The organism is Agrobacterium vitis (assembly GCF_013426735.1).
In the GTDB taxonomy this organism is placed as follows: domain Bacteria; phylum Pseudomonadota; class Alphaproteobacteria; order Rhizobiales; family Rhizobiaceae; genus Allorhizobium; species Allorhizobium vitis_D.
Map to the genome: position 1 here is coordinate 2072274 of NZ_AP023272.1, position 17377 is coordinate 2089650.

Here is a 17377-nt window from a genome sequence, read left to right on the forward strand (position 1 = left end):
CGGATCCGATTAACGGAACGAACGGTTGGCAATGTGACGGATGTCGTAACGGGTGATGCCGATGTCGGACAGGGTCTGGTTGGACAGGCCGCCCAGCTCGGACAGAGTGCGGCGATAGCTAATCCAGTTTTTTGCAATGCGGATCGGGTTCATGACGTTTCCTCGAGATCTTGTCTGCTGATCCGGCGGTCTCTCCCGCCTCAGCTGTTGACATGCTTATACATCGGGGAAGGTCTTTGTGGCAGTGCAATAAATGGGCGACTGCTATGCGTTTGTGCAGATTCATGGCTATTAATTGTGCTTCGGCTAAGATTTGAGCGTGATCCTGGGGCGCTCAAAGCAGGCCTTTTCCGAGTGAAATTCTCACCGGTGCGAGGGTTTGGAATCGCCGACCTTCAGACACAAGACGGTCCCATAATGGCTTTGTTTAACAAGAATCCAGCGGAGATTTTCTTTTGCGCAACATTCTCTGCTTTGTGGTCAGCAAAAGGCGGCATAATTCGTCAAAACGCCTTCATCACGTCTATCTCCGTTGCGGATTTATAGCGTAAGCTTGCTGCAAGCTCTGGCTTTGATGGTCCGTGCCATATCTTTGTGCGGAGTATGACCTTGCTGCGGTATTTGCGCGTTCTTGCCTTTCTATCGATCTGCATGGCGCTTGCCGGGTGCATGGCCGGGCTGTTTCAATCAGATCAGAAGAAGTTCTATTATGATATTCGCGCGGTCACCGTGCTGGCGGGTCCGAAAGTGCCGTTGGCTCTGGTTCAGGGGGTGGAGCGGCGTTTGTCGGCTGCCGTCGCTGCCACGGTGCGCAGCGAGGTTCTGCCACGGGTGATTCTGACGGTCAGGGTCGAGGCGATGGCGAGTGGGCTTGGGCTGGACAAGCAGCATAACGAGGCCGAGGTCAAAGTCGGCGCTGCCTCGGTTGAAACCGGTGATGTGGTCGCTCAGGGCGCGTTCAAGGTGCTGACCATTACCAATGACCAGATGCTCGGCCCTGAAAGCCTTGCGGAAGAAATTTCGGCCCGGATACGCTCACTGTTTTCCCTGACCGCGCCAAAGCTATAGCGTGTGCTGGCTCATGGCTTGCAGATTGACTTCAAGCTTCATTCTGCTAACCCTAAAGGTGGATGGTTTTCGGCCTGAAGAGATTGAGGCTGGAAAGCAAAAGGGAATGCGAAGGCGTGGACCCAGACAGGGCATGCCAAACGCAGCCGACCCCGCGACTGTAGAACAGCGAGGGTTTTCCATCCGGTTTTGACGATCCTTGCATGGCGGGCCGCGTGGTGTGGCCGGTGCGGTGAGCGGATAAGCCGGAAAAGCCACTGGAGTGGCAAAGCGATCTGCCGGGGTTGGACGCCTCTTTATCTACGAATCGTCCGCCTTTTCGCTTTGCCATGACCTCCGGGAAGGTGAGGAAAATCTGCGAACGGGTGCCGTTATGGTGCCGGTTTGACGCTGTGAGCCAGGAGACCTGCCGTCCGTGACGGGCTTAACGCCCAATTGGGGGAGAGATCCCCGACGCCAGCACGGAGGTTGTCGTGGCGCAACAGATTGATCGCGGGCCTTCCAGGCTCCGCTCCACGGTCTTTTGGCCGTTTTGCAGTATGACGCCTGCGCCTAAAGGAGGCAGGTCATGATGACGCTCGTGTCATCACGCAGCATAGGTGCCGCCTTAGCTCTGCTTGTGCTGGCGGCGCTGGTTTTTGCGCTGCTGCCGTTTTCCCGTCATACGCCTTCTGGCCCTTCCGAGCGGCCTGCGGAGCAGCAATTGCGCGCACCGTCCGGTTCCAATTCCACCTTTGGCGGGGCGCTATCGCAGCCAAGGCCGGATGTGCGGTCTTCTGCGCCATCCGCTGCCGATGCAGCCCCATCCGCATGGCCGGGCTTTGTGCCGCGCTCCAGCGGGCTCTACACGCCGCCTGCCGGTGGAAACTGACGCCATGGCTGAGACAGTTTCGAAACGTGTCTTCGTTCTCGGAGGCGCGCGGTCCGGCAAGTCGCATTTTGCCGAACAGCTTTGTGCCGAGACCGGCCTAGAGCGTCATTACCTCGCGACCGGACGGGCCTGGGACGAGGAAATGCGCGCCCGAATCGACCAGCATCAGCAGGATCGCGGCGGCCTTTGGGTGACGCACGAGGAGCCGCTCGCGCTGGTGGACAGGCTTAAGCTTATCGATGCGCCGGGCCGGGTCATCTTGGTCGATTGCCTGACGCTCTGGGTGACCAATCTGATGATGGAAGAGGGGCGCGACATCGCCGCTGAGGCGCAAGCCCTTGCGGATCTGCTGCCCCGGCTTTCCGCCTCCATCATGCTTGTTTCCAATGAAGTCGGCCTTGGCATCGTGCCGGAAAACCGCATGGCGCGCCATTTCCGCGACCATGCCGGGCGGCTTCATCAATTGATCGCGGCAAGCGCTGACGAGGTTTATTTCGTCGCGGCTGGCCTGCCCCTGAAAATGAAAGGCTGAACAATGTTGCAAAAGAAAATTCCCGTCACGGTTATCACCGGATTTCTCGGCGCGGGCAAGACGACGATCATCCGCAATATGCTGATGAATGCCGGTGGCAAGAAAATCGCGTTGATCATTAACGAATTCGGCGATCTAGGGGTCGATGGCGAGGTGCTGAAAGGCTGCGGCGCCGAGACCTGCACCGAGGACGACATTATCGAACTGACCAATGGCTGTATCTGCTGCACTGTTGCCGATGATTTCGTGCCGACCATGCAAAAGCTGCTGGCACGGGATGTGTTGCCCGACCATATCGTCATCGAGACCTCCGGCCTTGCTTTGCCGCAGCCGCTGGTGGCTGCCTTCAACTGGCCTGACATCCGCACTCGTGTGACCGTTGATGGTGTTGTGACGGTGGTCGATAGCGCTGCTGTCGCCGCTGGCCGGTTTGCTGACGACCATGACCGGATCGATGCCCAGCGCGCAGCTGATGACAGTCTTGATCACGAAAGCCCGATCGAGGAGCTGTTCGAGGACCAGTTGACCTGCGCCGATCTGATCGTGCTCAACAAGACCGATCTGCTAGATGCCGATGGTCTTGCCAAAGTGCGAACCGACGTGACCACCCGGATGAGCCGCAAACCGACATTGATCGAGGCGAAGAATGGCGATGTACCTGTCATGGTGCTGCTTGGTATCGGTGCGGGTTCGGAAGCCGATATCGACAATCGCAAGTCCCATCACGAACTGGAGCATGAGGCGCTGCATGCGAGCGGTGAGGACCATGACCATCATCACGACCACGACGAATTCGACAGTTTTGTTGTCGATCTGCCGCAGGTGCGCGAGCTGGACCGTTTTGTCGATGGCTTGAAGACCGTGATCGAAGCGCATGACGTGCTGCGGCTGAAAGGCTTCGTCGATGTGCCGGGCAAGCCGATGCGGCTGGTGGTGCAGGCGGTCGGCAGCCGCATTGACCAATATTATGACCGGCCCTGGGCCTCTGGCGAGCAGCGGGCGACGCGGCTGGTGGTAATCGGCCTGCATGATCTGGACCAATTGGCGATTGCCGATGCCATCCGGGCGGCGGCATAAGCCATGCATCTTCTGCTTGCCCAGCAAGGCTCGATCAGCGACGGGGATGACGCGATAGACCTTGGCCAGACGCCGGGGGATATCCTGTTTCTGTCCGCCGCTGATACCGAGCTATCCGCCATTGCGGTGGCGCTGGCGCGGCAATCCGAGACCGCAACATGGCGGCTGGCCAGCCTGATGGCGCTGAAACATCCGATGTCGGTCGATACCTATATCGAGCGTACCGCCCGCCATGCAAAACTGATCGTTGTCAGGGCGCTGGGTGGGGCCAGCTATTTTCATTATGCGCTGGAAGCGCTGCACGCCTGCGCCCGCCGCCATGGGATAAAAATTGCCGTCCTGCCCGGCGACGACAAGCCGGATGCCGGGCTGGAGGCTTTTTCAAACCTGGATGCCTCGGATCTATCGGCGCTTTGGGCCTATCTGATTGAGGGCGGCGATAGCAATGCCAGCCATTTCGTGTCCTATGCGCAGGCGCTGCTGACCAATGCACCAAAACCGCAAGAGGCTTTGCCGTTGCTGAAAGCCGGGCTGTGGTGGCCGGGGCGAGGGGTGATCGACGTTCCGGCGTGGCAGATGCTTGCAGGCGAGGGGCCGATTGCCGCCCTCTGTTTTTACCGCGCCCTCGTCCAGAGCGGCGAGACCGCGCCGGTTGAGGCGATGATTGAGGCGCTGCAAGCGCAGGGCCTGCGGGTCTTGCCGGTGTTTGTTGCCAGTCTGAAAGATGCCGTCTGCGTTGAGACGCTGCGGATGATTTTTAAGCAGGCCGCACCGGATGTGGTGATCAACACGACAGGTTTTGCCGTCTCCGTTCCGGGTGCCGACGCGCCCTCGACCGTGCTGGACGAACAGGGTGCCGTGGTGTTGCAGGCGCTGTTTTCCTCGTCGCCACGCTCCGTCTGGGAAACATCGATGCAGGGGTTGAGCGCCCGCGACCTCGCCATGAATGTTGCGCTGCCGGAAGTGGACGGACGGGTGCTGACCCGGGCCGTCTCCTTCAAATCCGCTGCCCGCTACGATGCGCGGGTGGAAACCACCTTGGTCAGCCATGCGCCGGACCAGGGCCGCATGGCCTTCGTCGCCAGCCTGGCTGCCAATTGGGCGCGGCTGAGGAACACACCTGCGCCAGAACGGCAGGTCGCCCTGATCATGGCCAACTATCCCAACCGCGATGGACGGCTGGGCAATGGTGTCGGGCTGGATACGCCTGCCGCCAGCCTTGAAGTGTTGAAGGCCCTGAAAGCCGAGGGTTATGACACCGGCATGCTGCCCGCCAATTCTGATGCGCTGATGACGACACTGATGGCCGGTGTCACCAATGCGGCGGTGAAGGGCAGGGTGATCCGCGAGACCCTGCCACTTGCCGATTACCAGCGGTTTTTCGGGAGCCTGCCTGACAAGATCAGGCGGGAGATTAGCGACAGATGGGGGGAGCCGCAGGCCGATCCGTTTTTTGCCGGGGATGGTTTCGCGCTGCCGCTGCTGCGGTTTGGCAAGGTGATGCTCGGCATCCAACCAGCGCGGGGCTATAATATCGATCCGAAGGACAGCTATCATTCGCCGGATCTGGTGCCGCCGCATGGCTATTTCGCCTTCTACGCATTCTTGCGCCAGACATTTGGCGTTCACGCCATCATCCATATGGGCAAGCACGGCAATCTGGAATGGTTGCCGGGCAAGGCACTGGCGCTGAGCGAGAGCTGTTATCCCGAAGCGGTGCTGGGTCCGATGCCACACCTCTATCCCTTTATCGTGAACGATCCCGGTGAGGGCACGCAGGCCAAGCGCCGGGCGAGTGCCGTCATTATCGATCACCTGACGCCGCCTCTGACCAGGGCGGAAAGCTATGGTCCGCTGAAGGATCTTGAAGCGCTGGTCGATGAATATTACCAGGCGATGGGCGGCGATCCACGCCGGGTTACCTTGTTGAAAACCCAGATCCTTGATCTGGTCGCCGATATCGGTTTGGATGAGGATGCGGGCATTGCCGGGGGCGAGGCGGAGGAGGTCAAGCTGATCAAGCTCGATGCCTATCTCTGCGACCTCAAGGAAATGCAGATCCGCGACGGCCTGCATATTTTTGGGCAGGCACCGCAAGGCCGGTTGCTGACCGATCTGGTCGTGGCCTTGGCGCGGGTGCCGCGTGGTCAAGGGCAGAGGCAAGGGGGCCAGGGTGGCGATGCCAGTCTGCACCGGGCGATTGCTGTGGATGCGCTGTCCGGGTGGGCCGATTTCGACCCTCTGGACTGTGTGTTTTCCGATAGCTGGGACGGACCGCAACCCGACCTTCTGAGAAACCTGACGCAAGCCCCCTGGCGCACCAAGGGCGATACGGTCGAGCGGATCGAATTGCTTGCCGCAGACATGGTATCAGGCAGGCTTGCCTGTCCCGAAGACTGGCAAAACACAAGCGCTGTTCTGGGTGAGGTTGAAGCCCGGCTGAAACCGAGCGTGATCAAATCCGGCCCAGCGGAAATCGCCGGACTGCTCAAAGGATTGTCTGGCCGCTTCGTCGCCCCCGGCCCGTCCGGTGCGCCGACACGCGGGCGGCCGGATGTGCTGCCGACCGGGCGTAATTTCTACTCCGTCGATAGCCGCGCCGTGCCGACACCCGCCGCTTACCAACTCGGCCAGAAATCCGCCGAACTGCTGGTTGCCCGCTATGTGCAGGATCATGGCGAATGGCCGGTATCGTTTGGCATTACCGCCTGGGGTACCAGCAATATGCGCACGGGCGGCGATGATATTGCCCAGGCGCTGGCGCTGATCGGCGTCAAGCCGCTCTGGGACAGCGCCTCGCGCCGGGTGACCGGCTATGAGATCATTCCCCAGGCAATTTTGGGTCGCCCGCGTGTCGATGTAACGCTGCGGATATCAGGGTTTTTCCGCGATGCCTTTCCTGAGCAGATCGCCCTGTTCGACAAGGCGGTGCGGGCGGTTGGCGCCTTGGACGAGGATGCGGCGGATAACCCGATTGCAGCGCGCATCAAGGCCGAAACAGTCTTGTTCCAGCAACAGGGGCTGGACGAAAAGACCGCCAGCCGCCGGGCGGGCTACCGGGTATTCGGGTCGAAACCCGGCGCTTACGGTGCGGGCCTGCAAGCCTTGATCGACGAAAAGGGCTGGGAGCGCCGGGCCGATCTGGCCGAGGCCTATCTGGTCTGGGGCGCTTACGCTTACGGCGCGGGCGAAGAAGGCAGGGCCGAGCGCGGCCTGTTCGAAGAGCGCTTGCAGGGCATGCAGGCAGTGGTGCAGAACCAGGACAATCGCGAGCATGATCTGCTGGATAGCGACGATTACTATCAATTCGAGGGTGGCATGACGGCGGCGGTCGAGCAGCTCTCGGGTCGCAGGCCAACCGTCTATCACAACGACCATTCCCGACCGGAAAAGCCTGTGATCCGCACCCTGGAGGAAGAGATTGGTCGGGTGGTGCGCGCCCGCGTCGTCAATCCGAAATGGATCGAGGGCGTGATGCGTCATGGCTATAAGGGCGCGTTCGAAATTGCCGCATCCGTGGACTATCTGTTCGCCTTTGCCGCCACCACCGGTGCCGTGCGCCAGCCGCATTTCGAAGCCGTTTACCGGGCTTTTATCGGTGATGACCGGGTGCGGGCTTTCATGGCCGATAAAAACCCGGCTGCCTTGAAGGACATGTCGCAGCGGTTGTTGGAAGCCATCGAGCGTGGCCTCTGGACGCCGCGCAGCAATTCGGCGAGATATCATTTGTCCCAACTTTCCCATGCCGAGCTTTTACAGACGATTGAATTGGAGAATGCCCTATGAACGAAACCGTCGATAGCGGAGCCGTTGCAGTAGCATCGGACGATCTTACCCGCCACGCCGAGAAAATGGCGAAGAAAAAAGCGGCGCGCGACAAGATCATGGCGACCAAGACCGGCGAAAAAGGCCTGATCATCGTCCATACCGGCAAGGGCAAGGGCAAGTCCTCGGCAGCCTTCGGGATGATTTTCCGCCATATCGCCCATGGCAAAAAATGTGCGGTGGTGCAATTCATCAAGGGGGCGATGTCAACCGGAGAGCGCGATCTGATCCTGCGGCATTTTTCCGACCTCTGCGCTTTCCACACCATGGGCGAAGGCTTTACCTGGGAGACCCAGGACAAGGCCCGCGACATGGCCATGGCCAGAGCCGCCTGGGACAAGGCCAAGGAACTGATCCGCGATCCCGCCAACAGCATGGTGCTGCTTGACGAAATCAATATCGCCATCCGCTACGACTACATCGATCTGGCCGAAGTCGTCGCCTTCCTTTCGGAAGAAAAGCCGCCCATGACCCATGTCGTTTTGACGGGACGCAATGCCAAGGACGAGCTGATCGAGATTGCCGATCTGGTTACGGAAATGGAGCTGGTCAAGCACCCGTTCCGCTCCGGCATCAAGGCGCAGCTGGGTGTGGAGTTCTGATGGCGCAGAACTGGGTGTTCTGGGGGTGTACCAGCGGGCTTTGTCGCGCTGTTATTTGATCGGGTCTGTTACAGTCGTCCTTCCAGACTCATGCGCTGGTGAAGGACACGGAGGATGTCGATCCCATTGGCATTGATCCGGTAAAAGATCACATGCGCGCCCTCGGAAAAACCGAAAAGGCCTTCCCTGATGTGGTCATGCTTTTGTCCAGAATAGGGAAATTCAGCGAGAAACTCGAACCTGCTGAACAAGGCTCGCAGATAATCGTTTCGCTGACGCTTGCCCCAGGTTTTGTTGGTGTAACGTCCAATATCTTCGACATTGAGACCCGCTATTTCAGTGAGCCGATGATCTTTGCCGCTCATTATTCGCGGTCGAGCTTTTCATTGAGGGACTGGAGCGACCAATCCTCTGCAAACTCTCCACGATCTGCTTGTTGCCAACCCGTGTCGATCTGATGGCGCAAAATTTTCAGCTTTTCTTCCCGCTCCTCCAACTCGCGGAGCGCGTCGCGCACCACTTCGCTCGCAGAGGCATAGCGGCCACTGTTTATCTGCTGCTTGATGAAGCCTTCCCAATGCGGGCCAAGTGTCAGGCTGGTTGTTGCCATGGGTAAACCTCTATCCTGTATTCAAAATGAATATAGTGGATGGTTGTAAACATAGCAACGTGGTTCAGATCCCCATCCAGACCCGCACCGGATTGGTCGGGTCCAGCAGCAGCTTTATCGCCAGTCCGATGCAGGTGACGATCAGCAGTGGCTTGATGATTTTGGCGCCGCTTTTCATTGCCAGTTTCGAGCCGGTCTGGGCGCCCAGGAACTGACCGATGCCCATGACAATGCCGATTTTCCACAAAACCACGCCATTGAACACGAAGACCAGGAAGGCACCGACATTGGAGCCGAAATTCAGCAGTTTTGTGTGGGCGGTGGCTTTTAACATGCCGAAACCGGCGAGCGAAACGAAGGCCAGCATCAGGAAGGAGCCGGTGCCGGGGCCGAAAACGCCGTCATAAATGGCGATCAGCGGGGCAAGCGTCAGGCCGAACAAGAAAGGCGTCATCCGCTGGTGGCTATCGACGTCGGAAATATTCGGCTTCATGGCGAAATAGGCGGCAATCGCCACCAGCAGAAACGGCATCAGCGCTTTCAACACATCGCCCGGCACATAGGTTGCGATAACAGCGCCAATCGCGCCGCCCAGCACCGACATGACGGCCATCGGCAATTGTTTCTTCAGGTTGACATGGCCCTTGCGGCCATAGGCGATGGTGGCCGAGGCCGAGCCGAACATGCCCTGCAATTTGTTGGTTCCCAGCGTTTCCAGTGGGGGAATACCGGCAATCAGCATGGCGGGAATGGTGATCAAACCACCGCCGCCGGCAATCGAATCGACAAAACCTGCGATGAAGGCGGCAAAAAACAGGAAGATCAGGGCTTGGAGGGCAATGTCGGTCATTGGGAAATCCGAGGAAGAGGGGCGTATCAAGCCTCTTACTGCATTCCCTGCGAAACGGTAATCGGTTTGAGAGGAAAATTTTCCGTGAGAAGGGTTTTGGTGGTGGCCGGATCGTCTTCGGCTGAAATTGCGGTTTGACCCGGCTCGGGCGCTTCGCTATTCCTGCCCGCCAAGATGTGCGACGGCGCCTGTTCGACAGGCTGGAATCGTCCGGTGCGGCTGACCCAATCAGGGGGCCAATTCCGGAGCTGTCCCAAAGGCCATAGGAGATGTCGGCAAAACCGGCGGCTCCGGCGCTTCGTACATAAAACGAAACGAAGCAGGGAGCCTTTTGTCATGGCAGAAAAACTCGGAATCATGGTCTGTGGACATGGCAGCCGCAACCAGAATGCGGCGCGCGAATTCGCTGTCATCGCTGAAGGGCTGAAGGCACGCAATCCCGACCTGCCGGTCGAGTATGGCTATCTGGAATTCTGCAATCCGGTGATCTCGGCAGGCCTCGACAGCTTGCGGGAAAAGGGCGTCACCCGCGTCTTAGCCGTGCCGGGCATGCTGTTTGCTGCGGGCCATGCCAAGAACGATATTCCCTCCGTGCTGAATACCTATCAGGCGCAGAACCCCGGCATGGTGATCAACTATGGGCGCGAGCTAGGTATTGACCTGAAGATGATCCGCGCTGCCGGTGATCGCATCCAGGCTGCCGTGGACGAGGCGAATGCGCAACTGGGTGTCATCGATAAGCATGACACGCTGCTGATGGTGGTCGGGCGCGGCTCTTCCGATCCCGATGCCAATTCCAACGCCACCAAGGTGATGCGGATGCTGTGGGAAGGCATGGGCTTTGGCTGGGGAGAAACCTGTTATTCCGGCGTGACCTTTCCGCTCGTGGAGCCGGGCCTGACCCATGCCGCCAAGCTGGGTTACAAACGCATTATCGTCTTCCCCTATTTCCTGTTTACCGGCGTGCTGGTGAAGCGGATCTACAGCTATACCGATGAGGTGGCAGCTCGCCATCCGGATATCCAGTTCGTCAAGGCCAGCTATCTCAACGATCATCCGCTGGTGCTGGATGCCTTTCAGGATCGGGTGCGCGAAATCCTTGAAGGGGCTGCGGTGATGAACTGCCAGATGTGCAAATATCGCGAGCAGGTTCTAGGCTTCGAGGCCGATATCGGCCAGCCGCAGGAAAGCCACCACCACCATGTCGAGGGCATTGGCGGCGGGCTGGAAGACTGTCCGTGCAAGGGCGATTGCGACGCCTCCTGCCGCGATCAAGAGTTCTGTCTTCAGCATGGCCTGCCTTGGACGCCGGTGCATAGCCATGCCGATCCGGCACCGCTGCAACCGGCTTTCGACTATGGCGCTTCGACAACGCTTGGCGGCAAATACGGGCATTTGCTGAATGCCAGCCCAGATGCGGGACTGGAAGCGGTGATGAATGCGCCGTCCAGCGGTAAGGCGCATGTCCACGAACACGGGCCGGATTGCGGCTGTGGTCATGACCATAGCCACGACCATCACGGACATGAGCACCATGACCACACACATGACCACGGGGATCACTCACACGGTCATAACCACCATCATGACCACGGGCATAGCCATACCCACGCGCCTTACCCCCATGCGGACCATCCGCTGGGTCCGAAATCCATGAAGAAGACCTGATGGCCTTATTCGACCGCATCTTGATCGTGGACTGGTCCGGCGCAGCCAAGCCGGTGACGGGCAAGAACTCCATCTGGGCCTGCCTTGTCGATTGCGGTGAGGCAGGGGCAGAGATCGTCTGGCTGGAAAACTTCCCCACCCGTGCCGCCTTCATGGCGCGGTTTGAGGCTGTGGTCAGCGATGCGCTGGCGGCAGGCAAGCGCCTGCTGGCCGGTTTTGATTTCGCCTTCGGTTATCCCACGGGTACAGCAAAGCGGGTGACGGGTGATGCGAATTGGCAAGGCCTGTGGCGCGCCATTGCCCGTGAAATTGAAGACGGTCCTGATAACGCCAATAACCGGTTCGCGCTGGCTGCCCGTTGGAATCGGGACTATTTTGTGCAGGAGCCGCGCTTCTGGGGCAGGCCACAGGCGCTGGATCTGGATGGTCTGCCAGCAACAAAGCCCGCTGCACCCACCAGCGCGCCTTTTACCATGCGGCTTTCGGAGAGCCACGCCCGAGGCGCAAAATCGGTCTGGCAATTGGCCTATGCCGGATCGGTCGGCAGCCAGAGCCTCCTGGGCATTGCCCGATTGAGTGCCTTTCTCGACGGGCATCCGAACCGTGACAAGATTGCGGTCTGGCCGTTTGAGACTGGCTTTACGGCGGGACATGAGGAACAGCCTCCCTCTTTCAACGACGGCCACAGTGTGGTTTTGGCGGAAATTTATCCCTCGCTGTTTTCGCTTGGGGATCACGAGATTGAAGTGAAGGATGCAGCCCAGGTACGCCGGGTGGCTGTAGCCTTTGCGGGGTTCGATGCGGACGGGATGTTGGGGAGGTTGTTTGAGCGGCCCCGCATGCTCTCGGATGAGGAGATTGACGTGACGACGCAGGAAGAGGGCTGGGTGCTGGGCATCGGCCATGAGGATCTGGCCATCACAGGTGCAGAGCTTTCGTTAGGTGAGTTGGATGACGATACGGAAGACGTCATGCAAACCCCGGCACTCGACTATATCCGCCAACCTGCCGAGATCTACCGCCAGTCCTTCGAGATGATCCGGCGCGAGGCCAATCTCGACCGGTTTCCTGCTGTCATGCAGCCGCTGGTGATCCGCTTGATCCATGCCTGCGGCATGATTGATCTGGCTGATGACATCGTGTTTTCGCAAGGCGCGTTCGAGGCAGGTGCTGCGGCACTTGCCGCCGGTGCGCCCATTCTCTGCGATGCGGAAATGGTTCGGCACGGCATTATCCGCAGTCTTCTGCCAGCGGAAAATGAGGTGATCTGCCTGATCAATGATGTCAGGGTGCGGCCGCTGGCCGCCTGGGCAGGCAATACCCGCTCGGCGGCGCAGGTCAATCTTTGGGCTGGTCAGTTGGAAGGCGCTGTCGTGGCCATCGGCAATGCGCCGACGGCGCTGTTTCGCCTTCTGGAACTGCTGGATCAGGGGGCACCGAAACCGGCATTGATCCTCGGTCTGCCGGTCGGCTTTGTCGGGGCGGCCGAAAGCAAGGCGGAACTTGCCGCCAACAGCCGGGGTGTGCCGTTCATTGCCGTTCAAGGCCGGCGAGGCGGTTCTGCCATGGCATCGGCTGCGGTCAACGCGCTGGCGGGAGGACTTGGCGCCAATGACTGAGGCTTCCAGCGATCCGTGGCTGACTATTATCGGCATTGGTGATGGCGGTCTTGCCAGCCTGACACAGCAGCAGCTTGCCCATCTCAGCGAAGCCCAGGTGCTGGTGCTGGGCGAGCGGCTGGAACATGCGGTGGCCGATGCCATCCCCAATGTGCGGCGCATCCTCACCTGGGGTGCTGGTTTTCGGGAAACACTGGATCAGCTTCTGGCACTGCGCGGCACGCCGGTCGTGGTGGTGGCGACCGGCGATCCCATGCATTTCGGCATAGGTGCGACGCTGCGGCGCTATCTGGCGCCAGAGGAGATGCGGGTCCTGCCTAGCCCCTCGGCCTTTTCGCTGGCGGCTGCCCGGCTTGGCTGGCCGCTGCAAAACGTGGCGCAGATTTCCCTGCATGGCCGCCCGCTGTCCTACCTTAACCGGCATGTGCTGCCGGGTGCGCGCATCCTCGCCCTGACCTCGAATGCCGAAACGGTTTTTGAGGCTGCCGACCTGCTGGTGCGGCGCGGCTTTGGGGCCTCCATGCTGCATGTACTGGAACATATGGGCGGTGCGCTGGAGCGCATCCTGCATGTCAGCGCGCAAGATCTGCTGGCGCAGCTGCCGGGAATTGCGGATTTCAACACGCTTGCCGTCGATTGCGCCGGTGCCGGAGTGCTGCTGTCGCCGGTGCCGGGCCTGCCCGACGATGCCTTCCGCCACGATGGACAATTGACCAAACGTGAGGTGAGGGCGGCAACACTTGCGCATCTGGCACCGTTTCCCAATGCTTTGCTCTGGGATGTCGGTGCCGGTTGCGGCTCCATTGCCATTGAGTGGCTGCGGACTGGAATGGGCACCCGCGCTATCGCAATCGAGCCGAAGCCGGAGCGGCTGGCGATGATGCGCGACAATGCCGAGGTGCTTGGCGTGCCGGATCTGGAGATTGTCGAGGCCGAAGCCCCGGCGGGGCTGCTGACGCTTGATCCGCCGGATGTGATTTTCATCGGCGGCGGCATCACCACCGAAGGTCTGTTTGAGGCCTGCTGGCAGGCATTGAAGCCCGGCGGGCGGCTGGTCGCCAATGCTGTGACGCTGGAAGGCGAGGCGCAGCTTGTGGCTTTGCGCGGCCTGCATGGTGGTGAGCTGAGCCGGATTTCCGTGGCGCGCGCAGCACCTGTCGGTCGGTTCTGCGGCTGGAAATCACTGATGCCGGTGACAACATGGAGTGTTTCCAAATGACAGGTAAGCTGTATGGCCTTGGTCTCGGCCCCGGCGATCCGGAACTGCTGACCCTGAAGGCGCATCGCATCCTGACCTCCGTTTCGGTGATTGCCTATCCGGCACCCGATACCGGTCCAAGCTTTGCCCGCCAGATTGCCGCGCCCTATCTGCGGGCCGACCAGCTGGAAGTGCCTATGATCGTGCCGATGCGGGTGGAGCGTTATCCGGCCCAGGAAATTTATGACGCTGCCGTTGTGACCCTGTCGCATCATCTGGATGCGGGTTCGGATGTGGCGGTGCTGTGCGAGGGCGATCCGTTTTTCTACGGCTCGTTCATGTATCTGTTCGAGCGGCTGGCGCATCGCTATCCGACCGAGGTCGTTCCCGGTGTCTCGTCGATGATGGCTGCCGCCGCTGCCTATGGCCGACCGCTGGCAGCGCGCAACGATGTGCTGACCGTGCTGCCAGGCCCGTTGGAGAATGATGAGTTGCGCGCCCGGATCGAAAGCGCCTCTGCCGTCGCCATCATCAAATTGGGGCGGCATTTCCCCCGCATCCGGGCGCTGATCGACACCATGGGCCTGACCGCCAATGCCGGTTATGTCGAGCGCGTGTCGCTACAAAATGAACGCCTTTTGCCGCTGGGTGATGTCGCAGAAGATGTTGCCCCGTATTTCTCGATGATCCTGATTTACAAGGGGGCTGAGGGCTGGGCGCTTGGCGCGGCTCCGCAAACGGAAAGACTTTGATGACGACGCCTCAAAAAAACGGCCCTGAAAAAACTGGCTCTGAAAAAAACGACAATACAAAACCCGCTATTGTCATTCTGATGCCAACGGCGCTGGCCTTGGCGCGGCGTATTGCCGATGCCGTTTGCGGTGAGGTTCACGCCGCCGCATCCCGTGTGGACGGGGCCGATCAGAGCTTTGACGATGTGAAAAGCCATGTCCGGGCGTTGTTTTCTGCTGGCCGTCCGATCATCGCAATCATGGCATCGGGCGCGTTGATCCGGCTGCTGGCACCATTGCTTGCCGATAAGCAGTCCGAACCGCCGGTGCTGTGCGTCTCCGAGGATGGCGCTTCTGTCGTGCCACTGCTGGGCGGCCACCACGGCGCTAATGACATGGCGCGGGCGGTGGCTGAGGCTCTCAATGCCCATGCTGCGATTACCACGGCAGGCGATCTGCGGTTCGGTGTGGCTTTGGATGCGCCACCGGAGGGCTATGCGCTGGCCAACCCTGAACAGGCCAAGACGGTCATGGCCGAACTGGTGGCCGGGGCAAGCGTCCGCCTAGTTGGCGATACGGATTGGTTAGCGGCTTCGCGCCTTGCCTTTCACGACGAGGGCAAGGTGACCCTGACCGTCACCGATCAGCGCCGAACGGCGGGGCCGCTGGAATTGGTCTACCACCCGAAAACCCTGGTGCTGGGCATGGGCTGCGAGCGCCATGCCTCCGTTGAAGAGGCGATTGCGCTGGCGCAGCAGGCATTGGATATATCAGGTCTTGCCGCCCAAAGCCTTGGTGCTGTGGCCTCTATCGACGTCAAGGCCGATGAGGCGGCAATCCATGCGGTGGCCAAGCATTTCGGCGTAGCCGCCCGGTTCTTTTCCGCCGAGCGGCTGGAACAGGAACGGCCCCGGCTGCAAAACCCTTCGGAGGTGGTGTTTGCCGAGGTCGGCTGCCACGGCGTGGCGGAGGGCGCGGCGCTGGCGGTGGCCGGTTCGGATGGGGTGCTGGTTCTGCCCAAGATTAAATCGAAAGGTGTGACCGTTGCACTGGGCCGCAGCGCCCAGCCCATCAAGGAAACAAGCCTTGGCCGCGCCCGTGGGACATTGTTCGTCGTCGGCATCGGGCCGGGGTCGGAAGGCTGGCGCTCGCCGGAAGTCTCCCGCATGGTGGCGGCTTCAACCGATCTCGTTGGCTATTCGCTTTATCTCGACCTGCTGGGATCGCTTGCCGAGGGCAAGACCCGGCATGATTTCGACCTTGGCAAGGAAGAAGCTCGCGTGGTTCATGCGATGGAACTGGCGGGCGAGGGCAAGACGGTGGCGCTGGTCTGTTCCGGCGATGCCGGTATTTATGCCATGGCGACGTTGGTGTTCGAGCTGTTGGACAAGGGCGGAATTTCTGCGGGCGCGCAGCGGATCGAGGTGCAGGTTTCGCCGGGCATTTCCGCGCTTCAGGCTGCCGCCGCCCGGATTGGTGCGCCGCTCGGCCATGATTTCTGCACCATTTCGCTGTCGGACCTGTTGACACCCTGGGAGCATATCCAGCGCCGGGTGAAGGCGGCGGGCGAGGGCGATTTCGTCATCGCCTTCTACAATCCGGTGTCGATGAAGCGGCGTACGCAGCTGGCCTATGCCCGCGACCAGCTGCTGACCTATCGCCCGGCTGACACACCGGTCATTCTCGCCACCAATCTTGGACGCCCCGGCGAGACGGTGCGGGTCGTGCCACTGGCTGGCTTGAATGTCGATGATGTCGATATGCTGACGGTGGTCATCGTTGGTTCGTCGGAAAGCCGCACCGTCAAAACCGGTGACGGCAAGACCTGGGTTTACACGCCGCGCGGCTATTCCGGCAAGGCGGATACGGCAATGCTAAAGGACGCATGACATGACGGTTTATTTCATTGGTGCCGGTCCCGGCGCGCCAGATCTGATCACCGTGCGGGGCTTAAGGCTGATTGAGCGCTGCCCGGTCTGCCTCTATGCCGGATCGCTGGTGCCGGAGGAAATCGTCAAGGCCGCGCCTGCTGATGCGCTGGTCAAGGACACAGCGCCCATGCATCTGGACGAGATCATCCAGGAAATCCAGGCGGCCCATGCACGAGGCCAGGATGTGGCGCGGGTGCATTCCGGCGATCCTGCCATCTATGGGGCGATTGCCGAACAGATGCGCAGGCTGGACGCGCTGGATATTCCCTATGACGTGGTGCCGGGCGTACCCGCCTTTGCGGCGGCTGCCGCAAGGCTGAAGACCGAACTGACCCTGCCGGAAGTGGCCCAGACGGTCATCATTACCCGCACCGAGATGAAGGCGTCGTCGATGCCGGAATTCGAGACGCTTGATATCCTCGGCAAATCCCGCGCCACGCTGGCCATTCATCTGTCGATCCGCAATCTCGGTCATATCCGCGAGACACTGACCCCTTATTATGGCGAGGATTGCCCGGTGGTGATCGCCTACCGCGCCACATGGCCGGACGAATTGTTCATCCGCACCACGTTGAAGGATATGGCGGAGGAGGTGCGCAAGGCGAAGATTACCCGAACGGCGCTGGTCATGGTCGGCAAAGTGTTCGGCGATGTCGCCTTCCGCGATAGCGATCTCTACAATTCCGGTTTTTCCCATGTGCTGCGCAATGTGGGCAAGAAGGGTGTATCCAAGAAAAACCAGGCCGTCTGACGCCAACAGTGGTTGCGGGATAGCGCAAGGCCGCTATTGTCCCG

Annotated in this window: 16 protein-coding genes and 1 riboswitch; of the genes, 12 read left to right on the plus strand and 4 right to left on the minus strand. The window is 60.3% G+C overall.

Going from position 1 to position 17377, the window contains the following annotated elements:
* Positions 1-9 precede the first annotated feature (9 nt).
* Complete coding sequence (locus H1Y61_RS27080; RefSeq protein ID WP_015916326.1) at positions 10-153, minus strand: DUF1127 domain-containing protein; 144 nt, start codon at positions 151-153, stop codon at positions 10-12.
* A gap of 450 nt (positions 154-603) precedes the next feature.
* Here H1Y61_RS27080 and H1Y61_RS09545 point away from each other — a divergent pair, with 450 nt between their 5' ends.
* The 6 genes from H1Y61_RS09545 to cobO all read left to right on the plus strand — a co-directional run bounded on the left by H1Y61_RS09545 (position 604) and on the right by cobO (position 7975).
* Positions 604-1068 carry a hypothetical protein gene (locus tag H1Y61_RS09545; protein WP_180572454.1) on the plus strand — a complete coding sequence of 155 codons (465 nt, stop codon included), beginning with the start codon at positions 604-606 and terminating at the stop codon, positions 1066-1068.
* Between the two features lie 46 nt (positions 1069-1114).
* Positions 1115-1496: riboswitch (cobalamin riboswitch) on the plus strand.
* A 140-nt stretch (positions 1497-1636) separates the two neighbouring features.
* A complete protein-coding gene (locus tag H1Y61_RS09550) occupies positions 1637-1939 on the plus strand; it encodes a hypothetical protein (protein WP_180572455.1) in 303 nt (100 codons plus the stop codon).
* Positions 1940-1943: 4 nt separating this feature from the next.
* Positions 1944-2471 carry a bifunctional adenosylcobinamide kinase/adenosylcobinamide-phosphate guanylyltransferase gene (gene cobU / locus H1Y61_RS09555; RefSeq protein ID WP_174110999.1) on the plus strand — a complete coding sequence of 176 codons (528 nt, stop codon included), beginning with the start codon at positions 1944-1946 and terminating at the stop codon, positions 2469-2471.
* A 3-nt stretch (positions 2472-2474) separates the two neighbouring features.
* The gene (cobW, locus tag H1Y61_RS09560; RefSeq protein ID WP_180572456.1) at positions 2475-3548 is read left to right on the plus strand and encodes a cobalamin biosynthesis protein CobW; all 1074 of its coding nucleotides are present in this window, start codon (positions 2475-2477) and stop codon (positions 3546-3548) included.
* 3 nt (positions 3549-3551) lie between these two features.
* Positions 3552-7334 (plus strand): cobaltochelatase subunit CobN, encoded by a 3783-nt coding sequence (gene cobN / locus H1Y61_RS09565; protein WP_180572457.1) that lies wholly within the window; start codon positions 3552-3554, stop codon positions 7332-7334.
* A complete protein-coding gene (gene cobO / locus H1Y61_RS09570) occupies positions 7331-7975 on the plus strand; it encodes a cob(I)yrinic acid a,c-diamide adenosyltransferase (RefSeq protein ID WP_180572458.1) in 645 nt (214 codons plus the stop codon). Before cobN ends, cobO begins: the two co-directional genes overlap by 4 nt.
* 68 nt (positions 7976-8043) lie before the next feature.
* Here cobO and H1Y61_RS09575 read toward each other — a convergent pair whose 3' ends face one another.
* The 3 genes from H1Y61_RS09575 to H1Y61_RS09585 form a co-directional block, all read right to left on the minus strand.
* Positions 8044-8340 (minus strand): type II toxin-antitoxin system RelE/ParE family toxin, encoded by a 297-nt coding sequence (locus H1Y61_RS09575; protein ID WP_180572459.1) that lies wholly within the window; start codon positions 8338-8340, stop codon positions 8044-8046.
* Positions 8340-8585, minus strand: coding sequence for a type II toxin-antitoxin system ParD family antitoxin (locus H1Y61_RS09580; RefSeq protein ID WP_180572460.1), 246 nt, complete (start codon positions 8583-8585; stop codon positions 8340-8342). Before H1Y61_RS09580 ends, H1Y61_RS09575 begins: the two co-directional genes overlap by 1 nt.
* A gap of 64 nt (positions 8586-8649) precedes the next feature.
* The gene (locus tag H1Y61_RS09585; protein WP_180572461.1) at positions 8650-9435 is read right to left on the minus strand and encodes a TSUP family transporter; all 786 of its coding nucleotides are present in this window, start codon (positions 9433-9435) and stop codon (positions 8650-8652) included.
* Between the two features lie 336 nt (positions 9436-9771).
* Between H1Y61_RS09585 and H1Y61_RS09590 the strand changes: the two genes are divergently transcribed.
* The 6 genes from H1Y61_RS09590 to cobM all read left to right on the plus strand — a co-directional run bounded on the left by H1Y61_RS09590 (position 9772) and on the right by cobM (position 17333).
* A complete protein-coding gene (locus H1Y61_RS09590; protein WP_180572462.1) occupies positions 9772-11103 on the plus strand; it encodes a sirohydrochlorin chelatase in 1332 nt (443 codons plus the stop codon).
* Between the two features lie 971 nt (positions 11104-12074).
* Positions 12075-12722: a precorrin-8X methylmutase gene (locus tag H1Y61_RS09595; protein WP_180574464.1), complete on the plus strand. Its 648-nt coding sequence runs from the start codon at positions 12075-12077 to the stop codon at positions 12720-12722.
* Positions 12715-13941: a precorrin-6y C5,15-methyltransferase (decarboxylating) subunit CbiE gene (gene cbiE / locus H1Y61_RS09600; RefSeq protein ID WP_180572463.1), complete on the plus strand. Its 1227-nt coding sequence runs from the start codon at positions 12715-12717 to the stop codon at positions 13939-13941. Before H1Y61_RS09595 ends, cbiE begins: the two co-directional genes overlap by 8 nt.
* Entirely contained in the window at positions 13938-14672 is a 735-nt protein-coding gene (gene cobI / locus H1Y61_RS09605) for a precorrin-2 C(20)-methyltransferase (protein WP_180572464.1), read from the plus strand. Before cbiE ends, cobI begins: the two co-directional genes overlap by 4 nt.
* Positions 14673-14752: 80 nt before the next feature.
* Complete coding sequence (gene cobJ / locus H1Y61_RS09610) at positions 14753-16540, plus strand: precorrin-3B C(17)-methyltransferase (protein ID WP_180574465.1); 1788 nt, start codon at positions 14753-14755, stop codon at positions 16538-16540.
* A gap of 1 nt (position 16541) precedes the next feature.
* Positions 16542-17333: a precorrin-4 C(11)-methyltransferase gene (gene cobM, locus H1Y61_RS09615; RefSeq protein WP_180572465.1), complete on the plus strand. Its 792-nt coding sequence runs from the start codon at positions 16542-16544 to the stop codon at positions 17331-17333.
* Positions 17334-17377: the final 44 nt, after the last annotated feature.